The sequence below is a fragment of the Bacillus suaedaesalsae genome (assembly GCF_016890225.1).
Classification (GTDB): domain Bacteria; phylum Bacillota; class Bacilli; order Bacillales; family SA4; genus Bacillus_BS; species Bacillus_BS suaedaesalsae.
In genome coordinates this window covers 155,258-180,405 of sequence record NZ_JAFELM010000031.1, presented here as the reverse complement: position 1 = coordinate 180,405, position 25,148 = coordinate 155,258, and the positions used below count along the sequence as shown (strand labels likewise).

Below are 25,148 nucleotides of genomic sequence, written 5' to 3'. Positions count from 1 at the left end.
GAAGTTTTTGTGACAATTACAAAATTGGATGGAAAACGTTTTGCTCAAATGGTGATCCAAGGTGCAGAAAATTTAGCAAACAACGTTAAAATGGTGGATGCCTTAAACGTTTTTCCAGTTCCTGATGGTGATACTGGAACGAATATGAACTTGTCTATAAGTTCCGGTGCGAAAGAAGTAAAAAATAATGTTAATCCCCACATTGGTAAAGTTGGCTCAAGTTTAGCTAAAGGTCTTCTTATGGGGGCTAGAGGTAACTCAGGGGTTATTCTTTCTCAGTTGTTTAGAGGATTCTCGAAGTCCATTGAGCAAAAGGAAACAATCACAAGTGAAGAATTTGCTGTCGCACTTCAAGCGGGTGTTGAAACAGCATATAAAGCTGTAATGAAGCCAGTTGAAGGTACTATTCTTACAGTTGCAAAGGATGCTGCAAAGCATGCGTTAACTGTTGCGAAAAATGAAACAGATATCATTGCATTGATGGAAGAAGTACTAAAAGAAGCGAAAGCATCATTAAGTCGTACTCCGGATTTGCTTCCTGTCCTAAAAGAAGTTGGAGTAGTAGACAGTGGTGGTCAAGGTTTAGTCATTGTTTATGAAGGATTCCTTGCTGAATTAAAAGGAGAAAAGTTACCAGAAGCTTCTGTTACTGGACCTTCTATGACTGAATTAGTTAGTGCAGAACACCATAAAAGTGTACAAAGTAATATCGATATTTCTGCACTCGAATTTGGATATTGTACAGAATTTATGGTTCGTTTCGAAGATGAGAAAACATCGTTAAATCCTTTCTCAGAAGAAAGCTTTAGAGAAGACTTAAGCAAACACGGTGATTCATTATTAGTAGTGGCTGATGATGAAATTGTTAAAGTACACATTCATGCTGAATATCCAGGTGAAGTACTAACATATGGACAAAAGTATGGTAGCTTAATCAACCTTAAAATAGAAAACATGAGACAACAGCATAGCAATATTCTTTCTGAAGATGAAAAGCATGAACAAGCAGTAGCTGTTGCTCCGAAAAAGCAAAAAGCTGAATACGGTATTGTTACGGTGGCGATGGGCTCGGGTATTGCTGAATTGTTCACAAGTCTTGGAGCCGGAGCGGTAATCGAAGGCGGCCAAACAATGAATCCAAGTACGGAAGACATTGTAAAAGCAATTGAAGAAGTTAATGCGAAGAAAGTGTATATCCTACCGAACAACAGTAATATTATAATGGCAGCCGAACAAGCAGCCTCAGTAATAGGGGATGATGTTGTAGTTATTCCGTCTAAAACTGTTCCACAAGGGATGGCGGCTCTATTAGCATTTAATCCTTCAATTGATCAAAACCAAAACTCTGAGCAAATGAAAGAAGCGCTCGGTAACGTTAAGACTGGTCAAGTTACGTATGCAGTTCGAGATACGACAATTGATGGTCTTGAAATTGAGAAAGATAACTTCATGGGAATTGCAAATGGGAAAATTGTTGTAACAGCTAAAGAGCAATTGCAAGTTGCGAAAGATCTTCTTGCAACTATGATTACGGAAGATGATGAAATCATCACAATCATACATGGTGAAGATGCATCTGAAGTAGAAGTGGATGAATTAGCTCAATATATCGAAGAGAAGTTCGAAGATGTTGAAGTGGAAATTCATAACGGAAATCAGCCTTTATATTCGTATATTTTCTCAATTGAATAAATTAACTAATGAATAGAAGGGAATGATCCCTTCTATTCAATTTGTATATAAAGGTTTATAATAGAAGTTGCGATAGAATTCGAGGGGAGAGGGACTTTACTTGAAATACAAAAGCGTATTTGACATTATTGGACCTATTATGATTGGACCTTCAAGTTCACATACTGCAGGTGCAGCTAGAATTGGTAGAGTAGCGAGAACATTATACGGAAAAGAACCAAAATGGATTGATATATCTTTTTACGGATCTTTTGCAAAAACGTATAAAGGTCATGGTACTGATGTTGCAATCATAGGAGGAATCCTTGATTTTGATACAATGGATGAAAGAATAAAAACTTCTATTGATATTGCTAATAAGGCTGGTATTAAAATTACCTTCAGAGAAGAAGAGGCAATTACAGATCATCCGAATACAGCAAGAGTTCGTATAGGAGACGAGGCTAGTGAACTAGAATTAGTTGGTATCTCCATTGGCGGAGGGAAAATTGAAATTACTGAGCTAAACGGATTTGAATTAAAACTAACAGGCGAAAATCCGGCGATATTAGTCGTTCATAATGATCGATATGGTTCGATAGCAGCTGTTTCCAACGTACTAGCAAAATATCAAATTAACATTGGACATATGGATGTTTCAAGGAAAGAAAAAGGGAAGATGGCATTAATGACGATAGAGGTTGATCAGGTAATTGAAGACTCTGTGTTAAATGAACTTAGATCCCTGCCGAATATTCTTCAAGTAACAAAAATTGTAGACTAACATTGGTAACGCTTACAATTTCTCCTATTAATAGATTTAAGGAGGTTCACTATGTTTCGTAATGTAGCCGAACTAGTTGAGTTAGCAGAAACAAGAGGTTGTAAAATCTCGGAGGTCATGATTCAACAAGAAATGACTGTAACTAGAAAAACAAGAGAAGAAGTAATCGCATTTATGGATGCAAATTTAAAAGTAATGGAACAGGCTGTTGAAAGAGGATTAGCTGGGGTTAAATCTCACTCCGGTTTAACTGGTGGAGATGCTGTTCTCCTGCAAAAATATATTCAAAAAGGAAAGTTTCTTTCAGGAGAAACAATCTTAGATGCGGTTAGTAAAGCTGTCGCAACAAACGAAGTAAATGCAGCCATGGGAACAATATGTGCAACTCCAACTGCAGGATCAGCCGGTGTGGTACCAGGGACGTTGTTTGCTGTGAGAGAAAAGTTAAATCCGACTCGAGAAGAAATGATAGAGTTTTTATTTACATCAGGTGCCTTTGGATTTGTTGTAGCAAATAATGCTTCGATCTCTGGAGCAGCTGGTGGGTGTCAGGCGGAAGTCGGTTCAGCCTCGGGTATGGCAGCAGCGGCCATTGTCGAGTTGGCTGGAGGTACACCGAGTCAAGCAGCAGAAGCAATGGCCATTACATTAAAGAATATGCTCGGTTTAGTTTGTGATCCAGTTGCAGGCTTAGTTGAAGTGCCTTGTGTAAAACGAAACGCAATGGGAGCTGCAAATGCAATGGTTGCAGCAGATATGGCGTTAGCAGGCATTACGAGCCGAATTCCTTGTGATGAGGTTATTGATGCGATGTATAAAATCGGTCTAACAATGCCTACAGCGTTAAAAGAGACAGCTGAGGGAGGTTTAGCGGCTACACCAACAGGTCGTGAGCTTGAAGCAAAGATCTTTGGAATACCGCTTTCAAAAGGTGAGTAATTTTCTAAACGAATCTGTTATTAATGTAAAAGGTATTGGTCCAGAGTCACAAACAGCCCTAGAAATTATGGGGCTTTTTACAGTTGGTGATCTATTAGAGCATATTCCGTATCGCTATGAAGATTACAGGTTAAAAGATTTAGAAGAAGTAAAGCATGATGAACGTGTAACAGTGCAAGGCGTCGTTCATAGTGCTCCGGTTGCTTCTTATTTTGGGAGGAAAAAATCTCGTATTACCACAAGAGTCCTTGTGGATCGATACTTACTAACGGCTGTATTCTTTAATCAGCCCTATGTAAAAAGTAAACTAACGCTAGGATCTGTCGTAACGTTAACCGGTAAGTGGGACAAGCATCGTCAAACGTTGACGGTAAGTGAAATGAAGCTTGGAGATGCTACTCGAGCAGAAGAATTAAAACCGCTTTACCACACAAAGGGTGAAGTCACAACGAAAGCACTGCAAAGATATATACAAAATGCTTTTAAGCAATACGAACATGAAATAAAAGAAAACCTACCAGCTTCTCTAAGAGATCGTTATAAGCTTTTACCTCGAATGGAAACGTTGAAAAGGCTACACTTCCCTAGCAATTTTGATGATGTGAAGCAAGCAAGAAGAAGGATGGTTTACGAGGAATTTTTGCTTTTTCAATTAAAAATGCAAGCTTTAAGAAAGTACGAGAGAGAAAATTCAAAAGGAATTGCTCATACGTATAAAGAAGAAGCGTTAGATGCGTTTATTCAAGGATTGCCGTTCCCGTTAACGAATGCACAAGAACGTGTAGTGAAAGAAATAACAGATGATTTGCGTTCTCCGTATCGCATGAACCGTCTATTACAGGGTGACGTCGGTTCAGGTAAAACAGTGGTCGCTGCAATTGCATTGTATGCTATCACCCTATCAGGCTTTCAAGGTGCATTAATGGTGCCAACAGAAATATTAGCTGAGCAGCACGAAGAAGGTTTGAAAAGCCTACTAGAACCTGTTGGCATTAAGGTTGCGTTGTTAACATCTTCTGTCAAAGGTAAACAACGGAGGCTTCTATTAGAAAATTTAAAAGAAGGTAAAATTGATATATTAATTGGTACACATGCACTTATTCAGGACGAAGTCGATTTTAAATGCCTGGGGCTAGTAATTACTGATGAACAGCATCGTTTTGGAGTAGAGCAGCGTCGAATTCTAAGAGAGAAAGGCGTGGCACCAGATGTATTATTTATGACAGCGACACCGATTCCAAGAACTCTTGCTATTACGGCTTTTGGTGAAATGGATGTATCAATTATCGATGAGTTACCAGCCGGTAGAAAGAAAATAGAAACCTACTGGGTCAAGCATAATATGATCGATAGAGTAATAGGGTTTATTGAAAAAGAGCTTCAAAAAGGAAGACAGGCATATGTTATTTGTCCTTTAATTGAAGAATCAGAAAAACTGGACGTCCAAAATGCAATTGATGTACATGTGATGCTGTCACATACATTTGCTCCTAATTATCGTGTAGGACTCATGCATGGTAGGTTATCCTCTGATGAAAAAGAGGATGTTATGAAAGCATTTAGTGCAAATGAACATCATATACTCGTATCTACAACCGTTGTAGAAGTTGGTGTTAACGTTCCGAATGCTACCATTATGGTAATTTACGATGCGGAGCGATTCGGCTTATCACAACTTCATCAATTACGTGGCCGTGTTGGCCGTGGTGCGGAACAATCTTACTGTATTTTATTGGCAGATCCAAAAAGTGAAGCTGGTAAAGAGAGAATGACAATTATGACAGAAACAAACGATGGGTTTGTTTTATCGGAAAAGGATTTAGAACTCCGGGGACCAGGAGACTTCTTTGGAAAGAAACAAAGCGGGTTACCTGAGTTTAAAATAGCTGATATGGTCCATGATTATAGAGCGCTAGAAGTTGCAAGACAAGATGCCGTTACACTCATAAACTCCAAAACTTTTTGGGAAAGTGACGAATACAAGTGTTTAAGAGAAACGGTCTTACAATCAGGGGCATTAGCTGGTGAGAAGTTGGATTAATACATGAATAGTAGACCATATAGAAGGATCTGGAGTTGATTAACTTCCAAGAGAAAATCAACCACAATGTGAAATAAATGTTCCGATATACGATCAAATTAAAGCAGATTGCAATGAAAACTATTGCAATCTGCTTTTTATAATTATATACTACTTTTAGTACCTAGTCTTAGTATCTCGGAAGGTGTCTTATGAAGAAAAATAAAAAAGAAAGGCAACTCCTTCTTAAAGAAACAATTTCTGATAATCCTTTTATTACAGATGAGGAGTTAGCTGATAAGTTTGTAGTTAGTATTCAAACCATTAGACTTGATCGACTCGAGCTATCAATTCCTGAATTAAGAGAAAGAATAAAACATGTAGCTGAAAAACAGCTTGATAAAGAGGTCAGATCTCTACCGATTGAAGAAGTAATAGGAGAGATTGTGGATCTTGTATTAGATGAATCTGCTATTTCCATTTTTGACGTGAAGGAAGAGCATGTCTTTAAGCGAAACCAAATTGCGCGTGGTCATCATCTATTTGCTCAAGCAAACTCGCTTGCTGTTGCGGTCATAAATGATGAACTAGCATTAACTGCAAAAGCAAATATTCGATTTACTCGCTCAGTAAAGGTTAACGAAAGAATAATTGCAAAAGCAAAAGTCACTTCAGTTGGCAAGGAAAAGGATCGGACTGTTGTTGAAGTAAACAGTTTTGTAGGGAGTGAGCTTGTTTTCTCAGGTGAATTCCATATGTTCCGATCAAGTGTTACGGAAGAAAATGAATAATTAAAGAGGATGAGTATTAGTGAGAATAGCTATAGATGCAATGGGTGGAGATAACGCTCCAGACGAAATTGTAAAAGGTGTAGTGGAAGCTGCCGGGGTATTTCCAGACGTATCTTTTACATTAGTTGGTGACGAAAAGCGTATACTACCATTCCTTAGTAATAAGGAACGAATTGAGATTATACATACTGAAGAAGTTATTGAAGCGACAGATGAGCCAGTTAGAGCAGTTCGCAGAAAAAAGAACGCATCTCTAGTATTAATGGCAAAAGAAGTCAGTGAGGGACGAGCGGATGCGTGTATCTCTGCAGGTAATACAGGTGCTTTAATGACAGCAGGCTTATTTGTTGTTGGACGTATTGACGGAATTGAACGTCCAGCTTTAGCTCCTACTTTACCAACTATTAATGGGGATGGGTTTTTATTCCTAGATGTAGGTGCAAATGCTGATGCAAAGCCGGAACACTTACTACAATATGCGTTGATGGGATCCATTTACGCTGAGAAAGTAAGAGGAGTAGCAAATCCTAGAGTTGGTCTACTAAATGTTGGTACGGAAGAAAAAAAGGGGAATGAATTAACTAAAGCAGCTTATCAGTTAATTTCCGAAGCGAACCTGAACTTTGTTGGGAATGTAGAAGCACGAGATTTGTTAGATGGAGTAGCAGATGTAGTTGTTACTGATGGATTTACAGGTAACGTTACGTTAAAGACTATTGAGGGCACCGCGATGGGGCTATTTTCAATGCTGAAGACGACATTAACAAGTAGTGTCACAACAAAGTTAGCAGCAGCAGTACTTAAACCAAAGCTTTCCGGATTAAAGAAAATGATGGATTACTCAGAATATGGTGGAGCAGCATTATTTGGTTTAAAGGCCCCTGTTGTTAAGGCTCATGGTTCATCCAATTCAACGGCCATGTTTCATGCAATTAGACAAACGAGAGATATGCTTTCAAATAACATGATAGAGACAATCTCTTCAGCAGTCACACAAAAGGAATAGAAGAGATATCGGAGAGGGGAATGTAATATGAATAAAATCGCCTTGATTTTTCCTGGACAAGGATCACAAACTGTAGGCATGGGGAAAGAGCTCGCTGACCAATATCTAGAAGTCCAAGAAATTTTTAATAGAGCTGATCAAAAGCTTGGTATTTCATTATCCAAGCTCATATTCGAAGGGCCCCAAGACCAATTAACATTAACTGTAAACACACAGCCAGCATTATTAACAACTTGTATGGCCATTTATGAACGTTTCAAGCAATCAGGAATTATTCCTTCCTACGTAGCTGGTCATAGTTTAGGAGAATATACTGCACTTGTTGCTTCAGAATCCATCTCCTTTGAAGATGCTGTTTATACAGTCAGAAAACGAGGAGAATTCATGGAGGAAGCTGTGCCTGCTGGAATTGGTGCAATGGCTGCAGTACTAGGAATTGAAGTAAATCCACTACAGGATGTAACGAATCAAGTTACGGAAGAAGGAAATCCTGTACAACTTGCAAATTTAAATTGCCCTGGGCAAATTGTTATCTCTGGATCAGCTAAAGGAGTTGAGTTAGCAGGTTCTTTAGCAAAAGAAGCAGGAGCAAAACGTGTTATACCACTAGAAGTTAGTGGGCCATTCCACTCTTCATTAATGAAGCCAGCTGCTGAGCAATTAAAGAGTGTGTTAGATTCGATATCAATTCAAGAGGCAAAAATACCTGTCATTGCAAATGTAACTGCTTCTCAAATGACAGATGCAGAAGTTATAAAAGAAAAACTTGTTGAACAATTGTATTCACCTGTAAGGTGGCAACAATCAGTGGAAGAGATGATTAACTTAGGAGTCGATACTTTTATTGAAATCGGTCCTGGTAAAGTATTATCAGGATTGGTGAAAAAGGTAGACCGTTCTGTCAAAATCTTCTCAGTTTATGATGAGGAATCACTAGCAAATACAATTACAACGTTAAAGGGGGAGTAATCCTATGTTAACAGGTAAAGTAGCCTTAGTAACAGGAGCATCTCGCGGAATTGGTCGTGCGATTGCGATTGAACTAGCTCAAAAAGGAGCTAAGATAGCAGTTAACTATTCTGGAAGTGAATCAAAGGCGAATGAGTTAGTCGATGAAATTAAGTCACTCGGTCAAGAAGCAATTGCGATTCAAGCGGATGTCTCGGTTTCAGAGTCTGTTTCAAGTATGGTGAAACAAGTAATCGATACGTTTGGTAGTCTAGATATCCTTGTTAATAACGCTGGAATAACGAGAGATAATCTATTAATGAGAATGAAAGAAGACGAGTGGGATGCGGTTATTAACACGAACCTAAAAGGGGTATTCCTTTGTACAAAGGCTGTAACAAGACAAATGATGAAGCAAAGAAGCGGTAAAATCATTAATATTGCGTCTATCGTCGGAGTGAGTGGAAACCCAGGGCAAGCAAACTATGTAGCTGCAAAAGCAGGAGTTATCGGGTTAACGAAAACTACTGCTAAGGAATTATCAGCACGTAACATTAATGTGAATGCTATTGCTCCTGGATTTATCACAACTGATATGACAGATGAACTTCCTGCTGAAGTGAAGGAAGAAATGTTAAAGCAAATTCCACTATCTCGATTTGGTGAGCCTGGGGATATTGCAAAAGTTGTTTCGTTCCTTGCTTCGGAAGATAGTAAGTACATGACAGGACAAACGCTTCATGTTGATGGCGGAATGGTAATGTAATACTATTAGTTTAGGAAACGGCTAGTAATTTTTACTAGCATTGACTATAATGACTACTTGAGGGGAGGTGAACACAGATGGCAGATGTTTTAGAGCGTGTAACGAAGATTGTTGTAGATCGTCTAGGTGTTGATGAGGCTGAGGTTAAGCCAGAAGCGAAATTCAAGGACGATTTAGGAGCAGATTCACTAGACGTAGTTGAACTAGTTATGGAATTAGAAGATGAGTTTGATATGGAAATTTCAGACGAAGATGCTGAAAAGATTGTAACAGTAGGAGATGCTGTTAATTACATACAAAGCTCTCTATAATTATAATTGAGGCACGTATTAAAGAAGAAGGAAAGTCCCGTATCAAAATGCGGGACTTTCCTAGCTTTTTTATTTTACAAGGAGTACAATCGGAAATAGTGAGTCAAAGTAACACTAATTGCCTTGGAGGAAGGTTTCCATGAAATCAACAAATAAAAAATCATTTTCAACACAAAAAGCAGCCTTTCTAGCCTTTCAAGATGAGATTGGAATACACTTCCTAAATGAAAAGCTTTTGTACCAGGCATTTACACATTCATCTTATGTGAATGAGCATCGTAGAAGACCATTTGAAGATAACGAACGGCTTGAGTTTTTAGGGGATGCAGTATTAGAATTAACCGTGTCTAAATACTTATTTGAACTATACCCAACAATGAGTGAAGGGCAATTAACAAAATTACGCGCTTCCATTGTTTGTGAACCGTCTCTCGTGCAGTTTGCGAATAGTTTACACTTTGGTAAGTTAGTCTTGCTTGGAAAAGGTGAAGAACTAACAAAAGGGAGAGAGCGCCCAGCTCTTCTAGCAGACGTTTTTGAGGCATTTATTGGGGCATTGTATTTAGATCAAGGCCTTGATATTGTATGGAAGTTTTTAGAGAAGGTAGTATTTCCTAAAATTGCAAATGGTGCTTTTTCTCATGTGATGGATTATAAAAGTCAATTACAAGAGTTAGTACAGCGGGATGGAAAGGGAGCTATTGAATACAAAATATTAAATGAAAAAGGTCCAGCACACAATCGGATCTTTGAGTCACAAGTCTATCTTAATGGTGAAACGTTAGGGACAGGTGTTGGGAAATCGAAAAAAGAAGCAGAACAACATGCTGCTCAAGAAGCACTGCAACTATTAAAAGGCAGTAAGTAACATTCATAATAGAGATTTCAATAACAAAAATTACTAATGTATCTTGCCTGTGAAAATTAAGGAAATCCCTTGAAAAATAGGGATTCCTTTTTTATTTCATGGTAGAATAAAGTGAAACTTATATCAGTGGGGGATTTTCTTCCCTCACTGATGCTAGTTGAACCAATCGGGTTCTTACTGGCGCTTATCCTTCACTAAAGCTTGTGAAATTATCTTTAAGTGAAATGGTGGATTAGCCCAAGTTAGAACGGGATAAAGGGTAAACTAATTTTATAGATTAATAGAGCTATAGTAGGAGGGAAAGAACGTGTTCCTCAAACGTTTAGATATTGTAGGATTCAAGTCGTTTGCTGAGCGTGTCTCTGTCGACTTTGTGCCGGGTGTTACGGCTGTAGTAGGTCCAAACGGAAGTGGGAAAAGTAACATTACCGATGCCATTCGTTGGGTACTAGGTGAACAATCAGCAAAGTCATTACGTGGGGCGAAGATGGAAGACATTATTTTTGCGGGAAGTGATTCAAGAAAAGCACTTAACGTAGGAGAAGTTACGCTTACACTTGACAACGAAGATCAATTTTTACCGATAGATTATCATGAAGTAAGTATTACTAGACGTGTATATAGATCGGGTGAATCAGAATTTTATATTAATAAACAGTCATGTCGTTTAAAGGATATCGTAGATTTATTAATGGATTCTGGATTAGGAAGAGAAGCTTTTTCTATTATATCGCAAGGAAAAGTAGAAGAGATTTTAAGTAGCAAAGCTGAAGAGAGAAGAACAATTTTCGAAGAAGCAGCTGGCGTACTTAAATATAAAACGCGTAAAAAGAAAGCAGAACAAAAGTTATTCGAAACGCAAGAAAACTTAAATCGTGTGGAAGATATTTTACACGAACTAGAAAATCAGCTAGAGCCATTAAAACTTCAATCCTCTATTGCTAAAGACTTTTTAGAGAAAAAAGAAGAACTAGAAAAGTTTGAAGTGGCCTTAACCGTATTTGAAATTGAGGACCTACATGAAAAGTGGGAAACTCTATTAAAGCAAGTGGAAGCCCGTAAAGATCAAGAAATTCAAATGGCCTCAAAAATACAAAGTGAAGAAGCTCAAATTGAGGGGATTCGTGCCTCTATTCGAGAACTAGATGATTCTGTTTCGCAGCTTCAGGAAACACTATTGCTTGTAAGTGAAGAGCTTGAAAAAGTTGAAGGAAAAAAAGAAGTACTTAAAGAACGAAAGAAAAATGCTTCGCAAAACCGCAGTCAGCTTGAAAAGCAAGTAACCGAAAATGAACATAAAATTGTGACATACAAAGAGCTGTTAACTAAAGAAACACAATTATTAAATGAAATGAAAGCCACAGTTAAGAAGCTTAAGGCTGAACTAGATGAAAAGGAAAAGCTTTACAGTGCCTATTCAGAGAACATTGACGAGCAATTAGAAAATATTAAAAGTGATTACATCGAGCACTTAAATCATCAAGCATCGAAACGAAATGAGCTCTCAAACATTGATGAACAATTAAAACAACAACATGCAAAAAATGAGAGGCTAGATCACTCAAATGAAAAGTACATCGTATTACGTCAAGAGTTAGAAGGGAAAAAGCAAGAGCTCCAAATACAACTTGATGAACAAACTGAAGCTCTAAACGATAAAGTCGACAATTATCGAAAGCTACAAGTAAAGATTGAGAAGTCTAAGGAAGATTTCCAAAAACGAGAATCAATGCTGTATCAAGCATATCAAGTATTACAACAAACGAAATCTCGTAAGGAAACACTAGAAGAAATGCAAGAGGATTATTCTGGCTTTTTCCAAGGTGTTAAGGAAGTACTGAAAGCAAGAAACCATAAACTTGATGGAATTGAAGGGGCAATTGCAGAGTTAATAACGGTGCCGAAAGAATATGAAACATCACTTGAAATTGCGCTTGGAGCATCTATGCAGCATATTGTTGTGAAAAATGAATCCAATGCAAGACAAGCAATTCAATTCCTAAAACAGAACCATTTTGGACGTGCAACCTTCTTACCATTGTCAGTTGTATCGAAGAAATCAATGCCAGGTGATGTTTTAGCACGTGTTAAGTCACAAGCAGGATTTGTCGGAATAGCATCTGACTTAATTTCATATGATGAAAAATATGATAGCGTTATTGGAAGTCTACTAGGTAATGTAATGATTACGACAGATCTAAAAAGTGCGAACGATCTAGCGAAAATCATTAACTACCGTTATCGTTTAGTCACACTAGAAGGGGACGTTGTTAGTCCTGGTGGTGCTATGACAGGTGGTGCGGTGAAGCAGAAATCAAGTTCGCTTTTAAGTAGACAGCGTGAGCTTGAGCAACTTTCTACAAAGCTTCAAGAAATTGAAGAAAAAACAGCTCAGCTTGAAGAGTATGTAAAAACACAAAAGAAGACGATACTAGATGATGAGACAAGCCTAAACGAAGCAAGAAATGAAGGCGAAGAATTGCGTTTTGCCGTTCAAGGCATTAAATCAAGTATCCGAGAAGTAGAGGTTGAAGAAAAGAGTTTAAATGAGCGTTTAGCTATGTATGATCAAGAAAAAGAATTGTTCAAGGTAGACCAACACGATCTTTCAAAGAGAAAAGAGCAGCTGAGAGAAGATCTTGTTACGCTTGAAGAAACAATTAATAACCTTGATGAAGAAATTAAACAATTAACCTCATTGAAAACTGAACAACAAACTTCGAAGGAAACGTTACAATCTGAAATAACAGACGTTCGTATCCATCTTGCGGAAAAGAGACAACTCCTTTCAAATCACCAGGAAAAAGTAGATCGAGTTAAAGCTGAATTAGGAGAGACTATACACCAGTTAAACTCAATAAAAGAAGATTTACACCTTCTCTCAAGTGAAATGAGTTCTACTGATTCGGGTGAAGAACAGCTAGAGCTACAAGCGAAGCAAAAGCTCCAAGATAAAAATGATACACTTTCGTTAATCTCTACAAGAAGAGAAGAGAGACTTAATCTCCAAACGAAAATGGAAGATATGGAGAACGAATTAAAAGAACTAAGACGTATGTATAAGCAAATTGTTGAGGTCATTAAGGATGAAGAAGTTAAATGTAATCGTCTAGATGTAGAGCTTGAAAATCATCTAACTCATTTGCGTGAAGAATACATGCTTTCCTTTGAAGCGGCAAAAGAAAAATACCCACTAACAGTGGAGTATAGTGAGGCGAAGAAAAAGGTAAAGTTAGTTAAGCTAGCTATTGATGAGTTAGGTTCTGTAAACTTAGGTGCAATTGAGGAATATGAACGTGTGTCTGAGCGTCATCATTTCTTGCATGAGCAAAAAACAGACTTAGTTGAAGCGAAGGATACGTTATTTAGAGTCATTCATGAAATGGATGACGAAATGAAGAAACGCTTCGAAACAACGTTTACTAGCATTCGTTCTCATTTTGAGCAAGTGTTCCAATCATTATTTGGTGGTGGAAGAGCAGATCTTCGCTTAACAAATCCTGATGATTTATTAAATACCGGCGTTGATATCGTTGCTCAGCCCCCAGGTAAAAAGTTACAAAATCTTGGACTCTTATCAGGTGGGGAAAGAGCACTTACTGCCATAGCATTATTATTTTCAATTTTAAAGGTGCGTCCAGTTCCGTTCTGTGTTCTAGATGAAGTTGAAGCGGCATTGGATGATGCAAACGTACACCGATTTGGTTTATATTTAAAAAAGTTCAGTAAAGAAACTCAATTTATTGTCATTACTCACCGTAAAGGAACAATGGAAGAAAGTGACGTCTTATATGGAGTAACAATGCAGGAATCGGGTGTTTCAAAACTTGTTTCTGTTCGACTTGAGGATTCAAAGGAACTTATTGGAATTAGTTAATTTTATTTTTAATTGTTGAATAACCTAAAATCAGCGAATTCTCCTTCTGAGTGCTTGTGAGGGAACTTACGAGATATATAGCGTATTTTAGTGTTATTCAACACAAGAGTACATAAAAGATAAAGAGGGGTTAAGAAATGAGCTTCTTTAAAAAGTTAAAAGAAAAAATCTCAAATCAAACTGATTCTGTAACTGAAAAATTTAAGGATGGTTTATCCAAAACAAGAGACTCCTTCTCCGGAAAAGTAAATGACTTAGTATACCGTTATCGAAAAGTAGATGAAGATTTCTTCGAAGAATTAGAAGAAATTTTAATTTCTGCTGATGTTGGGGTAACGACGGTTATGGATTTAATCGACGAACTGAAGGATGAAGTAAAGAAAAGAAATATACAAGAGCCTCGTGATGTACAAGCCGTCATTTCTGAAAAGCTTGTTGAGATTTATCAAGGTGACGATAGAGAAACTGAGGGGCTCAATATTCAAAAAAATGGACTGACTGTCGTTCTTGTTGTAGGGGTAAATGGAGTTGGGAAAACCACTTCTGTCGGAAAGCTTGCTCATAAGTTAAAGCAAGATGGTAAGAAAGTTTTATTGGCAGCGGGAGACACGTTTAGAGCGGGTGCAATCGAACAACTTGAAGTTTGGGGTGAAAGAGTCGGAGTAGATGTGATTAAACAATCTGAAGGCTCAGATCCTGCAGCTGTCATGTACGATGCACTCCAAGCAGCAAAGTCTAGAAATGTTGATATACTTCTATGTGATACGGCTGGTCGACTGCAAAACAAAGTAAACTTAATGAAAGAGTTAGAAAAAGTGAAACGTGTTATTGAAAGAGAAGTTGCAGGTGCCCCTCATGAAGTATTGTTAGTGTTAGACGCGACAACCGGACAAAATGCAATGAGCCAGGCAAAGACTTTTACAGAAGCTACGGATGTAACTGGTATTGTATTAACGAAACTTGATGGAACAGCTAAGGGTGGAATTGTTCTTGCGATTCGGAATGAACTACAAACACCAGTTAAATTTGTTGGCTTAGGTGAGCAAATGGATGACTTACAAGAATTTAATGCAGAGCAATTTGTATATGGATTATTTAGTGAAATGATTGAAGCAGAGAACGAATAGTTATTATGGCCTCCTTACATTGAAAAGGGGGCCACATTTTTAGTGTCATCATGGAGCTAACAAACAATGTCACATACTATAAGATGAACAGTTCGTCAAGTGTAATAACTTGACGTTAAATCATGTAATATGTTAGTTTAAAGGTATGTACGTAATGATGGAGGGGTCTCTTATGCTAGAGAAAACAACAAGAATGAATTACTTGTTTGATTTCTATCAATCGCTCCTCACTCCTAAGCAACGAAGCTATATGGAGCAATATTATTTAGACGATCATTCTTTAGGAGAGATCGCAGAAGAGTATGAGGTTAGTCGTCAAGCAGTCTATGATAATATCAAACGGACCGAAGCAATGCTTGAAGAATACGAAAACAAACTTTGTTTACTAGAGAAATTCCAAAGTAGAATGTCGCTGTTAAATGAATGTAAACAACTAATGAAAGATAATCCAAAAGCAATTCATTTAATCGAAGAAATCGAGAAATTAGATTAGGGGGCGGCAGTAATGGCATTTGAAGGATTAGCCGACCGTTTGCAAAGTACCATTCAGAAGATTAAAGGTAAAGGAAAAGTTACAGAAGCTGATGTAAAAGAAATGATGAGAGAAGTACGCTTGGCGCTTCTTGAAGCTGATGTAAACTTCAAAGTGGTAAAAGACTTTGTCAAAAAGGTTTCCGAGCGTTCCGTTGGACAAGAAGTGATGAAAAGCTTAACTCCTGGACAACAAGTTATTAAGGTTGTACAAGAAGAGCTTACAGCGTTAATGGGTGGAGAGCAAAGTAAGATTGCAGTTTCAAACAGACCACCGACAGTTGTGATGATGGTAGGTTTGCAAGGTGCCGGTAAAACGACAACAACAGGAAAACTAGCAAATCTATTAAGAAAGAAGTATAATCGCAATCCTTTACTCGTAGCAGCAGATATATATAGACCAGCTGCTATTAAGCAGTTAGAGACTCTTGGAAAGCAACTAAGCATGCCTGTCTTCTCATTAGGAGACCAAGTAAGTCCTGTTGAAATTGCAAAACAAGCGATCGAACACGCAAAAAAAGAGCATTATGATTATGTTCTAATCGATACAGCAGGTCGACTTCACGTAGATGAAAACTTAATGAATGAACTTAAAGAAGTTAAAGAAATTTCAAAGCCGAATGAAATTTTCTTAGTTGTTGATGCGATGACTGGTCAAGATGCGGTAAATGTCGCGCAAAGCTTTAATGAACAGCTGGACATAACTGGTGTTGTGTTAACAAAGCTTGATGGTGACACACGTGGCGGTGCTGCTTTATCAGTTAAGGCAGTAACAAACACGCCAATTAAGTTCGTTGGTTTAGGGGAGAAGATGGATGCGATTGAACCATTCCACCCAGAACGTATGGCTTCGCGAATATTAGGAATGGGAGATGTGCTTACTCTAATTGAAAAGGCACAAGCTTCCGTAGATGAAGAAAAAGCAAAAGAATTAGAACAAAAGATGCGTACAATGTCGTTTACATTGGATGATTTCCTTGATCAACTTGCACAAGTTAGAAGTATGGGACCTCTTGATGAGTTATTAGGCATGATGCCTGGTGCAAACAAAATAAAAGGTCTAAAGGATATGAAAGTTGATGAGAAGCAAATTAGTCATGTAGAAGCAATTATTAAATCCATGACGAAAAAAGAAAAAGTTCAACCTGAAATCATCAATGCAAGTCGTAAAAAACGTATAGCTAAAGGAAGTGGAACATCTGTTCAAGAAGTAAATCGCTTACTTAAGCAATTTGAAGACATGAAGAAAATGATGAAGCAAATGACAAACATGCAAAAAGGGAAGAAAAAAGGCGGTTTCAAGCTTCCTTTTATGTAAACAAATAGAATAATAACTACTTTTTATACCACTGTTAAGAAAAAATACTTTACAAACATTTCTTATACTGATATTATATATTTTGTTGTCAATAACAAGGATAAAATATATATCCATTAAAAAACATAAATTATTATTTCGGAGGTTATATACAAATGGCAGTTAAAATTCGTTTAAAGCGTATGGGTTCAAAGAAAAGTCCTTTCTATCGTGTGGTAGTAGCAGATTCTCGTTCACCACGTGATGGCCGTTTCATCGAAGAAATCGGAACTTACAATCCAGTTACTGAGCCAGCAATCGTTGATATCAATGAAACTCTAGCTCTTAAGTGGTTACAAACTGGTGCGAAACCATCTGATACAGTTCGCAACCTTTTCTCTAAGCAAGGTATCATGGAAAAGTTCCACGTAGCAAAAAACAGTAAGTAATGAATGTGAATGCTATGAAGGATCTAATTGAAACGATTGTAAAACCTTTAGTTGACTATCCAGATGATGTTGTCATTACTGAAGTAGAAGACAACAACCACATCTCTTATAAACTTTCTGTTCATAAAGAAGATGTGGGTAAAATAATAGGTAAAAATGGACGAGTTGCAAAGGCAATCCGTACAGTAATCTATGCTGCCGCTACTAAGAGCGAAAAGCGTATTCAACTAGATATACAATAAGTTTCGAATTTATGATTCAGAAAGAAAGGGTGAGGATATTTCCTCTCCCTTTTTTCGCTACTTATAACCAGTTTACATAGACTACACTTCCTTAAAGAAAGTTAACAGCACTGTCTACCTTATAAGATATAAGAGTTGTTTCAAAGTAAGTAATGCTTACAAAAAAAGGGAACAATTTAATTAGGATGGTGAACATGGAAATTATACAAACAGTCATCGTCAAACAAATCCTCACTGAATTAAGTAAACAACAGTTGCTAGATTTTTTTAATAGTGAGATTTTACAGCTTAAAAAGGAATGTGAACAACTGCAGTTTGAACAAAAAAAGTTACAGTATAAGAAAAAGGGACCTTCTCCAAATCATGACTTCTTCAAGAAGGAACTAAACAGTCGTGAAGAGGAAATAAAGATGCTTGAGTTTAGATTGAAGCAATTACATATCCTACCCATAGGTAGTGAGATTAAACAAAAAGAAGTTCAAGCAATTATACGCGTTGAAGTAGGAAATCAATGGGATTCACTTCAGAAGACCATTATTATTAAAGATGGCCGTGTAATTGAAATCAGATAGAGGTGATGTTTTTGGCTAATTACTTTAACGTCGGTAAAATAGTAAATACCCACGGAATACGTGGAGAAGTAAGGGTCATTTCTACAACAGATTTTGCAGATGAACGTTATGTGAAAGGGAATACACTATATATTTTCAAAGAAAATAATGCAGATCCTATCGAAGTGAAAATTTCAGCTCATCGTGTCCATAAAAACTTTGATTTATTAATGTTTGATGGATATACAACTGTTAATGATGTTGAAAAGTTTAAAGGTGCAACATTAAAGGTATCAGAGGATCAACTAGGTGATCTAAACGAGGGTGAATTTTATTACCATGAGATTATCGGATGTGTCGTTTATTCTGAAGAAGGTCTAGAAATAGGGAAAGTAAAAGAAATCATATCAACTGGCGCAAATGATGTTTGGGTACTTCAAAGAATTGGTGAAAAAGATGTATTAATTCCTTATATCGAGGATGTCGTGAAAGAAATTGACGTGGAAAATAAGAAGATAGTCATTCACTTAATGGAAGGATTGCTATCATAAATGAGAATCAATATTTTATCCTTGTTCCCTGAGATGTTTACAGGTGTTCTGCAACATTCAATTATGAAAAATGCACAGGATAGAGGCGCAGTAGAGTTTTCTGTAGTGAATTTTAGAGACTACTCAACGAATAAGCATAACAATGTTGATGATTATCCATACGGCGGAGGTGCGGGGATGGTGCTGACACCTCAACCGATTTTCGATGCTGTTGATGATTTATCAAAAGATTCAACTGTGAAGCCACGAGTGATCTTAATGTGTCCTCAAGGCGTGAGGTATAATCAGAAGAAAGCAGAAGAGCTAGCGAATGAAGAGCACCTTATCTTTATCTGTGGTCATTATGAAGGTTATGATGAAAGAATAAGAGAGCATGTCGTGACAGATGAAATTTCAATTGGTGACTATGTTTTAACGGGTGGGGAGCTTGCTTCCATGGTCATAGTAGACAGTGTAGTAAGACTTCTCCCTGGTGTTCTTGGTAATGAAACATCTCATAAGAAAGATTCATTTAGTACTGGGTATTTAGAGCATCCCCAATATACTAGACCTTCGGAATTTCGAGGTTTAAAGGTTCCTGATGTCTTATTATCAGGGAATCATAAGCTCATTGATGAATGGCGAGAAAAGGAATCGTTGCGTAGAACATTTTTAAGAAGACCAGACTTGTTAGTAGAGGAGCAATTAAGTGACGTTAAAAAGAAATGGCTTGAAGAGTTTCGAAAAGAACGTGACTAGCTATTGCATGTAAAGTGCTGATATGTTAAGATATTTCTTGTGACTTAGGCTATAAAGCCAGTCTGTTATAACGGTGTTCCGCTGCGATGATATTATGCATTGTAATGAGCATCTGTTGGAAGGAGTTGAAAACGATGCAAAAATTAATTGAAGAAATCACTAAAGATCAACTTAAATCAGATCTACCTGCTTTCCGTTCTGGTGATACTGTACGTGTACACGTAAAGGTTATCGAGGGAACTCGTGAGCGTATCCAGCTCTTTGAAGGTGTTGTGATCAAGCGTCGTGGTGGTGGAATCAGCGAAACATTCACAGTACGTAAGATTTCTTACGGTGTTGGTGTAGAGCGTACATTCCCAGTGCACTCACCAAAAATTGCGCAAATCGAAGTTATTCGTCATGGTAAAGTTCGCCGTGCGAAGCTGTACTATTTACGCGATCTACGTGGTAAAGCTGCACGTATTAAAGAAATCCGTCGATAAGAGAAACAAGGAGCTTGAATATCAAGCTCCTTTTTCACACGTAAAATTAAGTGGAGGCTAATGAAATGACCCGTCAAAAAAGTGAAGCTTGGGAATGGATTAAAGCTCTTGCTATTGCAGTAATATTAGCTGCAGGAATACGATACTTTCTTTTTGCACCAATCGTAGTGGACGGACTATCCATGATGCCAACATTAGAGCATCAAAATCGAATGATTGTAAATAAATTGAGTTATAATATAGGAGAGCCAAACCGTTTTGATATCATTGTATTTCATGCTCCAGAACAAAAAGATTACATTAAACGTGTAATTGGATTACCTGGTGAGCATGTTGAATATAAAAATGATACGTTATACATAAATGGAGAGCCTGTAGAGGAACCATATTTAGTTGGAGCTAAAGGTGAAATAATAGATGCTCCACTAACCTTTGATTTTGAATTACAAGAACTTACTGGTCAAAAGACTGTACCTGAGGGTCATCTTTTTGTGATGGGGGACAATCGTAGGTACAGTAAGGATAGTCGTAGTATAGGGTTTGTATCTATGGAAGAAGTAATAGGAAAAACAAATATAATCTACTGGCCGGCGTCTGAAATTGGCTTCGTAGAATAGAAAGAAAGGGAAAGAGGTGACTCCTTCCCTTTCTTACAGTTTAAGATAAAATAAAATTTTGAGTGTATCTTATGTATTTGTGTATCCTTAATCCGGCTCCAGCACCCAGCACCTCGAGGTCAAATAACCCAGAGAGAAGAATAAAAGGGAAATGCACCCTTTTATTTTCTCCGGAACATTTGCTTGTCGGAGCTAAACGGGGCGCTTGCGCTTTTTGTTCTTATTTAATGATCAACAAGGTGGTGTACACATGACAATTCAATGGTTTCCTGGCCATATGGCCAAGGCAAGAAGACAAGTACAAGAAAAATTAAAATTAATTGATGTAGTAATCGAATTAGCAGATGCGAGAATACCTAACTCTTCTCGGAATCCGATGATTGATGAAATAATATCATCAAAACCACGTCTAATTCTATTAAACAAAGCTGATTTAGCTGACGATACGAAAACAAGAGAATGGTTATCGTACTACAAAAGTAAAGGAATTAAAGCACTTGCGATTGATGCACAAGCTGGAAAAGGCATGAAAGCAATTGTTGAAAGCTGTCAGGAGCTTGTGAAGGAAAAATGGGATAAGTGGAAGTCTAAAGGGGTAACACCACGTGCAATCCGAGTATTAATCGTAGGAATTCCAAACGTCGGTAAATCGACCCTTATTAATAAATTAGCGAAAAAGAATATTGCCAAAACGGGAGATCGTCCAGGAGTAACAACGGCACAACAATGGATTAAAGTTGGAAAAGAATTAGAGCTCCTTGATACACCTGGAATACTATGGCCAAAATTCGAAGATCAAATGGTGGGTCTAAGACTAGCGACAACGGGGGCGATTAAGGATAATATATTAAACCTCCAAGATGTTACCGTTTATGCATTGCGTTATTTAACGGAGCATTATCCAAATGAACTTAAGGAAAGATACAGCTTGCAGGACATACCCGAAGAGATAGTAGAGCTATTTGACGAAATCGGTAAGCGAAGAGGCTGCTTAATGGGAGGCGGCATGATTGATTATGACAAAACGTCGGAACTCGTATTAAGGGAACTTCGTGCTGGAAAACTTGGTAAGCTTACATTTGAATTACCTGCTGATTGGGAAGCTGTAGAATAAAACTAATTGATGCAGAAGCACGGGAAGTGTGCTTCTTTTTTAGTTTACTTGCACATTTGAAGGGATTAGTGTTCATAGTACAATTTTTCTCCTATATTAGTGTCTCTAGATAGATATATGCATATACTATTTTGAACATTATTATCGATAGAGACATCGGGGGAGATTACGGCATGGGATTATTTTTAATAGCAATATTATATTGGTTGTTAATCGGTATTTCAATCCTATCATTAATATGGGGAATTTGGAGAAAATCATGGAAAGCTTTATTAATTAGTGGACTATCGCTTTTCGGCCCAACGCTTTCATTATATGTTGGTGGTGCTGAGGGCTTGTTGAAATGGTCCGTGCTCGCACCTCTTATGGTTTTGTTAATTGCATACTTTTATAAAAACAAAGAATAACGATTCCACAGGAAATCCTGTGGTTTTTTTTGCGTATCAGAATTTAATTCGTAATTTTTATCGCATAAAATAGACTATGCTTTCCCCCTGCGTCCATGGACTTGGTGCTAAGAAAGCTCCGACCTCATCGGGGAAGGAAAGCACCTGTAACGGAAATCAATATCATTGTTCTATAGAGCCAAATAACCTGTAAAGATCGTCTACAAAATCAAATCGATTTTTGGCTTTATTTTTCATATAAATAACCGATATATGCTATAAGGGAGTGTAAGAACCATGCAAAACTACACAATCACTAAGATTACTGACTTATTATCAGAAGATGATGTTGACAGGGAACTCATTAATGAGCTTAAAAAAGACTCTAGAATTGGAGTTATTAAATTACTAGAAAAGTGGGAACGAAAGAAAGAGGCTATAAAGAAACAAAAAGAAAAGCTTGTTGAGATGTCTAGATATGAGAAAGAACTATACAAACAAGGATTTAAAAACTTAGCTGGAGTCGATGAGGTGGGGAGAGGACCATTAGCTGGACCGGTTGTAGCTGCCGCAGTGGTGCTGCCAGATGATTTTTATATACTAGGAATTAATGATTCTAAACAGCTCTCAGAAGGGAAAAGAGAAGAGCTTTTCGAGCTTATCCATCAACATGCTATTAGTATAGGGATAGGCATTATTCCCCCGCAGCAGATTGATGAAGTGAATATCTATCAAGCTACAAAGCTTGCGATGAGAAAAGCAATTAGTCAATTAGCGGTAACGCCAGACTATTTATTAATTGACGCAATGAAGCTTGAGATAGATATTCCGCAGCTATCGCTCGTAAAAGGAGATGAAAAAAGTATCTCTATTGCGGCAAGTTCTATAATTGCGAAGGTAATACGCGATAGATATATGAAAAGGTTAGGGCAAGATTATCCACAATTTGGCTTTGAAAGTCACATGGGGTATGGAACGAAACAACATCTAGAGGCAATAACTACATACGGGGTTACGCCAGAACATCGTCTTTCCTTTGCTCCAATCAAGGATGGTCTAAAGTAGCCTTTAACTAGGGAGGGAACATAGTGAATCCTATAAAAATTATGCAATCAATCGCCACTAGTGGTCAACTTCAAGACGTCAAAGGGGTTGTATTAAAGCCGGGTCAATTGATCCACGGTAGAGTGGAGAAGCTGTTCCCTAACAATTTGGCACTAGTAAGGCTAGGAGCAATGAAGATGACTGCTCAATTAGAAGCTGCTATTTCTGTTATGGAGAATAACTGGTTTGAAGTTGTTGGTACAAAAAACGGAGATTTTCAATTACGTGTAGTGAAATATAAAGGGAATTCCTCGTCGCAAGGTAATGACGCAATGAAAGCCTTGCTACAACAGTTTCATTTACCAGAAACAAAACAAAACCTACAATTGCTACAGTTTCTATTATCAAAAAATATTCCGTTCACCAAAGACCACTTAACAAGTGCTTCAACATTACTCAAGGAAGCGAAGGATATGACAAAAGGGTTACTAGCAATTGAACAATTAATCAAAAAAGAACTTCCATTAACAGAAGGAACATTCAAGGCAATGGTGGCAGTTCAAGGTGGAAAAGGAATCTCATCCGAACTCAATCAGGTTTCTACAGTCTTGAATAGAAGCACAATTCCTAATTCAGAATCTATTACTCAATTAAAAGACATGATATCGAAGCTACAAGGTGAATTGACTCAAGAACAAACAAGAAATTCGATCAGTGAGTTGGTAAAGGTATGGGGATCTAACACAGGCTCAATAAAAGATTCATCCTTCCAGTTATTACAACAGTTAGGGGTGTTCCCAAAATCTGCTTCTATCAATTCATCTATCCAAGAAATGGCCAAGCTTTTAAAACTTGATCGAGGAGATGCTACTAACTTAGATTCTTTTGCTAAGCAAGCTGTAATGGCTACATCTACGCAAGATATAAATAAAATTGGAAAAATAATGAATGAACTTCTGCAAAGGCAAAATAATGATAAGATCGAACGATTTTCCCTGCTGAAACAAGTAATTGAGCAAACTGTACAAAAACCAGTTAATTTCGAAAACAGTCATGAAGTAAAAAATATGATGAAACAAATGATTTCCTCCTTAGGATTAGAATATGAAAAAAGCCTTGAGGGAGTAAAAGCTGAGACAGTACCGTTAGAAAAACTCGACTCATTAAAGCCGCTACTTATGAGGGCAATAAATGAACTGGGAGTTCCGGGAAAAGAGCTGGAGCCACTTCTTCATAAGTTAACGGGTATTCAGCTTCAATCTCACGAGTCAAATAGTCCTATGCAGCAAATAATGATGCATATTCCTCTATCACTTGGAACGAAGCAAACGGAGCTAACTTTACAATGGAATGGTAGAAAGGATAAGGAAGGTAAGATAGATCCGGGGTATTGTCGAGTCCTCTTTTACTTGGATTTGCAGCATATTGAGGAAACAATTATTGATATGCATGTGCAAAATAGAATAGTATCAATTACATTAATGAATGATTCAACTGGACTTGATGGAATTGTTTCAACGTTTGAAGATGTATTAAAGGAACAGTTAGCCGAAATGAATTATAAGCTTTCAACAGTTAGGGTTGTTTCGCAAATGGAGAAAAGGGAATCTTTTAAGCAGGAGCTATCTCATTCAATCAATCATGATTCCTATCAAGGGGTGGATTTAAAAATATGAAACATAAATATAAACGCTCTGAAGCCATTGCTTTATCATATGACCCTACCGTTCCAAACAATGCTCCAAAGGTTATTGCGAAAGGAAAAGGAATCATTGCGAATACGATTATTGAGAAAGCAAAAGAAAATAAAGTGCCGATTCAAGAGGATGCATCTTTAGTAGAGTTATTAAGTCAATTGCAAATTAACGAAACTATTCCAGAAGAACTTTATCAAGCAGTTGCGGAAGTGTTTGCGTTTGTTTATCGAGTTGATCGAGAGTATAAGCAGTCTACTATTTGTTAAAAGTAGACTGCTTTTTTGTTGAAACATATTTGCGGGAATTTCCATAATTTATAATAGTTTTTTCAGTATTTAATA

At 37.4% G+C, this 25,148-nt stretch carries 26 protein-coding genes; all 26 read left to right on the top strand.

The window, feature by feature from the left end:
• The first annotated feature begins 9 nt into the window (after nt 1–9).
• Complete coding sequence (locus JR050_RS12520) at nt 10–1,692, top strand: DAK2 domain-containing protein (protein ID WP_204203832.1); 1,683 nt, start codon at nt 10–12, stop codon at nt 1,690–1,692.
• A gap of 100 nt (nt 1,693–1,792) precedes the next feature.
• Nucleotides 1,793–2,455 (top strand): L-serine ammonia-lyase, iron-sulfur-dependent subunit beta, encoded by a 663-nt coding sequence (sdaAB, locus tag JR050_RS12515; RefSeq protein ID WP_204203831.1) that lies wholly within the window; start codon nt 1,793–1,795, stop codon nt 2,453–2,455.
• Between the two features lie 51 nt (nt 2,456–2,506).
• A complete protein-coding gene (sdaAA, locus tag JR050_RS12510; protein ID WP_204203830.1) occupies nt 2,507–3,394 on the top strand; it encodes an L-serine ammonia-lyase, iron-sulfur-dependent, subunit alpha in 888 nt (295 codons plus the stop codon).
• Nucleotides 3,387–5,435: an ATP-dependent DNA helicase RecG gene (gene recG, locus JR050_RS12505; protein WP_204203963.1), complete on the top strand. Its 2,049-nt coding sequence runs from the start codon at nt 3,387–3,389 to the stop codon at nt 5,433–5,435. The genes sdaAA and recG overlap by 8 nt, the downstream gene beginning before the upstream one ends.
• Nucleotides 5,436–5,626: 191 nt before the next feature.
• Complete coding sequence (gene fapR, locus JR050_RS12500; protein ID WP_204203829.1) at nt 5,627–6,205, top strand: transcription factor FapR; 579 nt, start codon at nt 5,627–5,629, stop codon at nt 6,203–6,205.
• 19 nt (nt 6,206–6,224) lie between these two features.
• A complete protein-coding gene (gene plsX, locus JR050_RS12495; protein WP_204203828.1) occupies nt 6,225–7,211 on the top strand; it encodes a phosphate acyltransferase PlsX in 987 nt (328 codons plus the stop codon).
• Nucleotides 7,212–7,238: 27 nt separating this feature from the next.
• Nucleotides 7,239–8,180, top strand: coding sequence for an ACP S-malonyltransferase (gene fabD, locus JR050_RS12490; RefSeq protein ID WP_204203827.1), 942 nt, complete (start codon nt 7,239–7,241; stop codon nt 8,178–8,180).
• A gap of 4 nt (nt 8,181–8,184) precedes the next feature.
• On the top strand, nt 8,185–8,925 hold the full coding sequence (gene fabG / locus JR050_RS12485) for a 3-oxoacyl-[acyl-carrier-protein] reductase (protein WP_204203826.1): 741 nt from the start codon (nt 8,185–8,187) through the stop codon (nt 8,923–8,925).
• Nucleotides 8,926–9,002: 77 nt separating this feature from the next.
• Complete coding sequence (gene acpP / locus JR050_RS12480) at nt 9,003–9,236, top strand: acyl carrier protein (RefSeq protein WP_204203825.1); 234 nt, start codon at nt 9,003–9,005, stop codon at nt 9,234–9,236.
• Between the two features lie 118 nt (nt 9,237–9,354).
• Entirely contained in the window at nt 9,355–10,104 is a 750-nt protein-coding gene (rnc, locus tag JR050_RS12475; protein ID WP_430392880.1) for a ribonuclease III, read from the top strand.
• A gap of 307 nt (nt 10,105–10,411) precedes the next feature.
• Nucleotides 10,412–13,981, top strand: coding sequence for a chromosome segregation protein SMC (smc, locus tag JR050_RS12470; protein ID WP_204203823.1), 3,570 nt, complete (start codon nt 10,412–10,414; stop codon nt 13,979–13,981).
• A gap of 137 nt (nt 13,982–14,118) precedes the next feature.
• Complete coding sequence (gene ftsY / locus JR050_RS12465; RefSeq protein ID WP_204203822.1) at nt 14,119–15,108, top strand: signal recognition particle-docking protein FtsY; 990 nt, start codon at nt 14,119–14,121, stop codon at nt 15,106–15,108.
• A gap of 172 nt (nt 15,109–15,280) precedes the next feature.
• Nucleotides 15,281–15,601: a putative DNA-binding protein gene (locus JR050_RS12460; protein WP_204203821.1), complete on the top strand. Its 321-nt coding sequence runs from the start codon at nt 15,281–15,283 to the stop codon at nt 15,599–15,601.
• Between the two features lie 12 nt (nt 15,602–15,613).
• The gene (ffh, locus tag JR050_RS12455) at nt 15,614–16,957 is read left to right on the top strand and encodes a signal recognition particle protein (RefSeq protein WP_204203820.1); all 1,344 of its coding nucleotides are present in this window, start codon (nt 15,614–15,616) and stop codon (nt 16,955–16,957) included.
• Between the two features lie 155 nt (nt 16,958–17,112).
• Nucleotides 17,113–17,385: a 30S ribosomal protein S16 gene (gene rpsP / locus JR050_RS12450; RefSeq protein ID WP_204203819.1), complete on the top strand. Its 273-nt coding sequence runs from the start codon at nt 17,113–17,115 to the stop codon at nt 17,383–17,385.
• Between the two features lie 14 nt (nt 17,386–17,399).
• On the top strand, nt 17,400–17,627 hold the full coding sequence (locus JR050_RS12445) for a KH domain-containing protein (protein ID WP_204203818.1): 228 nt from the start codon (nt 17,400–17,402) through the stop codon (nt 17,625–17,627).
• A 194-nt stretch (nt 17,628–17,821) separates the two neighbouring features.
• Nucleotides 17,822–18,199 (top strand): YlqD family protein, encoded by a 378-nt coding sequence (locus JR050_RS12440; RefSeq protein WP_204203817.1) that lies wholly within the window; start codon nt 17,822–17,824, stop codon nt 18,197–18,199.
• A gap of 11 nt (nt 18,200–18,210) precedes the next feature.
• Nucleotides 18,211–18,729 (top strand): ribosome maturation factor RimM, encoded by a 519-nt coding sequence (gene rimM / locus JR050_RS12435; protein ID WP_204203816.1) that lies wholly within the window; start codon nt 18,211–18,213, stop codon nt 18,727–18,729.
• Nucleotides 18,730–19,467 (top strand): tRNA (guanosine(37)-N1)-methyltransferase TrmD, encoded by a 738-nt coding sequence (gene trmD / locus JR050_RS12430; RefSeq protein ID WP_204203815.1) that lies wholly within the window; start codon nt 18,730–18,732, stop codon nt 19,465–19,467.
• 134 nt (nt 19,468–19,601) lie between these two features.
• On the top strand, nt 19,602–19,949 hold the full coding sequence (gene rplS, locus JR050_RS12425; protein ID WP_204203962.1) for a 50S ribosomal protein L19: 348 nt from the start codon (nt 19,602–19,604) through the stop codon (nt 19,947–19,949).
• Nucleotides 19,950–20,014: 65 nt separating this feature from the next.
• Nucleotides 20,015–20,566, top strand: coding sequence for a signal peptidase I (lepB, locus tag JR050_RS12420; RefSeq protein WP_204203814.1), 552 nt, complete (start codon nt 20,015–20,017; stop codon nt 20,564–20,566).
• A 250-nt stretch (nt 20,567–20,816) separates the two neighbouring features.
• Nucleotides 20,817–21,680 carry a ribosome biogenesis GTPase YlqF gene (gene ylqF, locus JR050_RS12415; RefSeq protein WP_204203813.1) on the top strand — a complete coding sequence of 288 codons (864 nt, stop codon included), beginning with the start codon at nt 20,817–20,819 and terminating at the stop codon, nt 21,678–21,680.
• A gap of 173 nt (nt 21,681–21,853) precedes the next feature.
• A complete protein-coding gene (locus JR050_RS12410) occupies nt 21,854–22,087 on the top strand; it encodes a hypothetical protein (RefSeq protein ID WP_204203812.1) in 234 nt (77 codons plus the stop codon).
• Between the two features lie 276 nt (nt 22,088–22,363).
• Nucleotides 22,364–23,131 carry a ribonuclease HII gene (rnhB, locus tag JR050_RS12405; protein WP_204203811.1) on the top strand — a complete coding sequence of 256 codons (768 nt, stop codon included), beginning with the start codon at nt 22,364–22,366 and terminating at the stop codon, nt 23,129–23,131.
• 23 nt (nt 23,132–23,154) lie between these two features.
• Nucleotides 23,155–24,786: a hypothetical protein gene (locus tag JR050_RS12400; RefSeq protein ID WP_204203810.1), complete on the top strand. Its 1,632-nt coding sequence runs from the start codon at nt 23,155–23,157 to the stop codon at nt 24,784–24,786.
• Nucleotides 24,783–25,073, top strand: coding sequence for an EscU/YscU/HrcU family type III secretion system export apparatus switch protein (locus JR050_RS12395; RefSeq protein ID WP_204203809.1), 291 nt, complete (start codon nt 24,783–24,785; stop codon nt 25,071–25,073). Before JR050_RS12400 ends, JR050_RS12395 begins: the two co-directional genes overlap by 4 nt.
• Nucleotides 25,074–25,148: the final 75 nt, after the last annotated feature.

What these genes read in the sequence shown, in the direction of transcription:
- sdaAA (WP_204203830.1), top strand. Translation starts at nt 2,507, where the DNA reads ATGTTTCGTAATGTAGCCGAACTAGTTGAGTTAGCAGAAACAAGAGGT.
- fapR (WP_204203829.1), top strand. Translation starts at nt 5,627, where the DNA reads ATGAAGAAAAATAAAAAAGAAAGGCAACTCCTTCTTAAAGAAACAATT.
- fabD (WP_204203827.1), top strand. Translation starts at nt 7,239, where the DNA reads ATGAATAAAATCGCCTTGATTTTTCCTGGACAAGGATCACAAACTGTA.
- fabG (WP_204203826.1), top strand. Translation starts at nt 8,185, where the DNA reads ATGTTAACAGGTAAAGTAGCCTTAGTAACAGGAGCATCTCGCGGAATT.
- acpP (WP_204203825.1), top strand. Translation starts at nt 9,003, where the DNA reads ATGGCAGATGTTTTAGAGCGTGTAACGAAGATTGTTGTAGATCGTCTA.
- ftsY (WP_204203822.1), top strand. Translation starts at nt 14,119, where the DNA reads ATGAGCTTCTTTAAAAAGTTAAAAGAAAAAATCTCAAATCAAACTGAT.
- JR050_RS12460 (WP_204203821.1), top strand. Translation starts at nt 15,281, where the DNA reads ATGCTAGAGAAAACAACAAGAATGAATTACTTGTTTGATTTCTATCAA.
- ffh (WP_204203820.1), top strand. Translation starts at nt 15,614, where the DNA reads ATGGCATTTGAAGGATTAGCCGACCGTTTGCAAAGTACCATTCAGAAG.
- rpsP (WP_204203819.1), top strand. Translation starts at nt 17,113, where the DNA reads ATGGCAGTTAAAATTCGTTTAAAGCGTATGGGTTCAAAGAAAAGTCCT.
- JR050_RS12445 (WP_204203818.1), top strand. Translation starts at nt 17,400, where the DNA reads ATGAAGGATCTAATTGAAACGATTGTAAAACCTTTAGTTGACTATCCA.
- JR050_RS12440 (WP_204203817.1), top strand. Translation starts at nt 17,822, where the DNA reads ATGGAAATTATACAAACAGTCATCGTCAAACAAATCCTCACTGAATTA.
- trmD (WP_204203815.1), top strand. Translation starts at nt 18,730, where the DNA reads ATGAGAATCAATATTTTATCCTTGTTCCCTGAGATGTTTACAGGTGTT.
- rplS (WP_204203962.1), top strand. Translation starts at nt 19,602, where the DNA reads ATGCAAAAATTAATTGAAGAAATCACTAAAGATCAACTTAAATCAGAT.
- lepB (WP_204203814.1), top strand. Translation starts at nt 20,015, where the DNA reads ATGACCCGTCAAAAAAGTGAAGCTTGGGAATGGATTAAAGCTCTTGCT.
- ylqF (WP_204203813.1), top strand. Translation starts at nt 20,817, where the DNA reads ATGACAATTCAATGGTTTCCTGGCCATATGGCCAAGGCAAGAAGACAA.
- JR050_RS12410 (WP_204203812.1), top strand. Translation starts at nt 21,854, where the DNA reads ATGGGATTATTTTTAATAGCAATATTATATTGGTTGTTAATCGGTATT.
- rnhB (WP_204203811.1), top strand. Translation starts at nt 22,364, where the DNA reads ATGCAAAACTACACAATCACTAAGATTACTGACTTATTATCAGAAGAT.
- JR050_RS12395 (WP_204203809.1), top strand. Translation starts at nt 24,783, where the DNA reads ATGAAACATAAATATAAACGCTCTGAAGCCATTGCTTTATCATATGAC.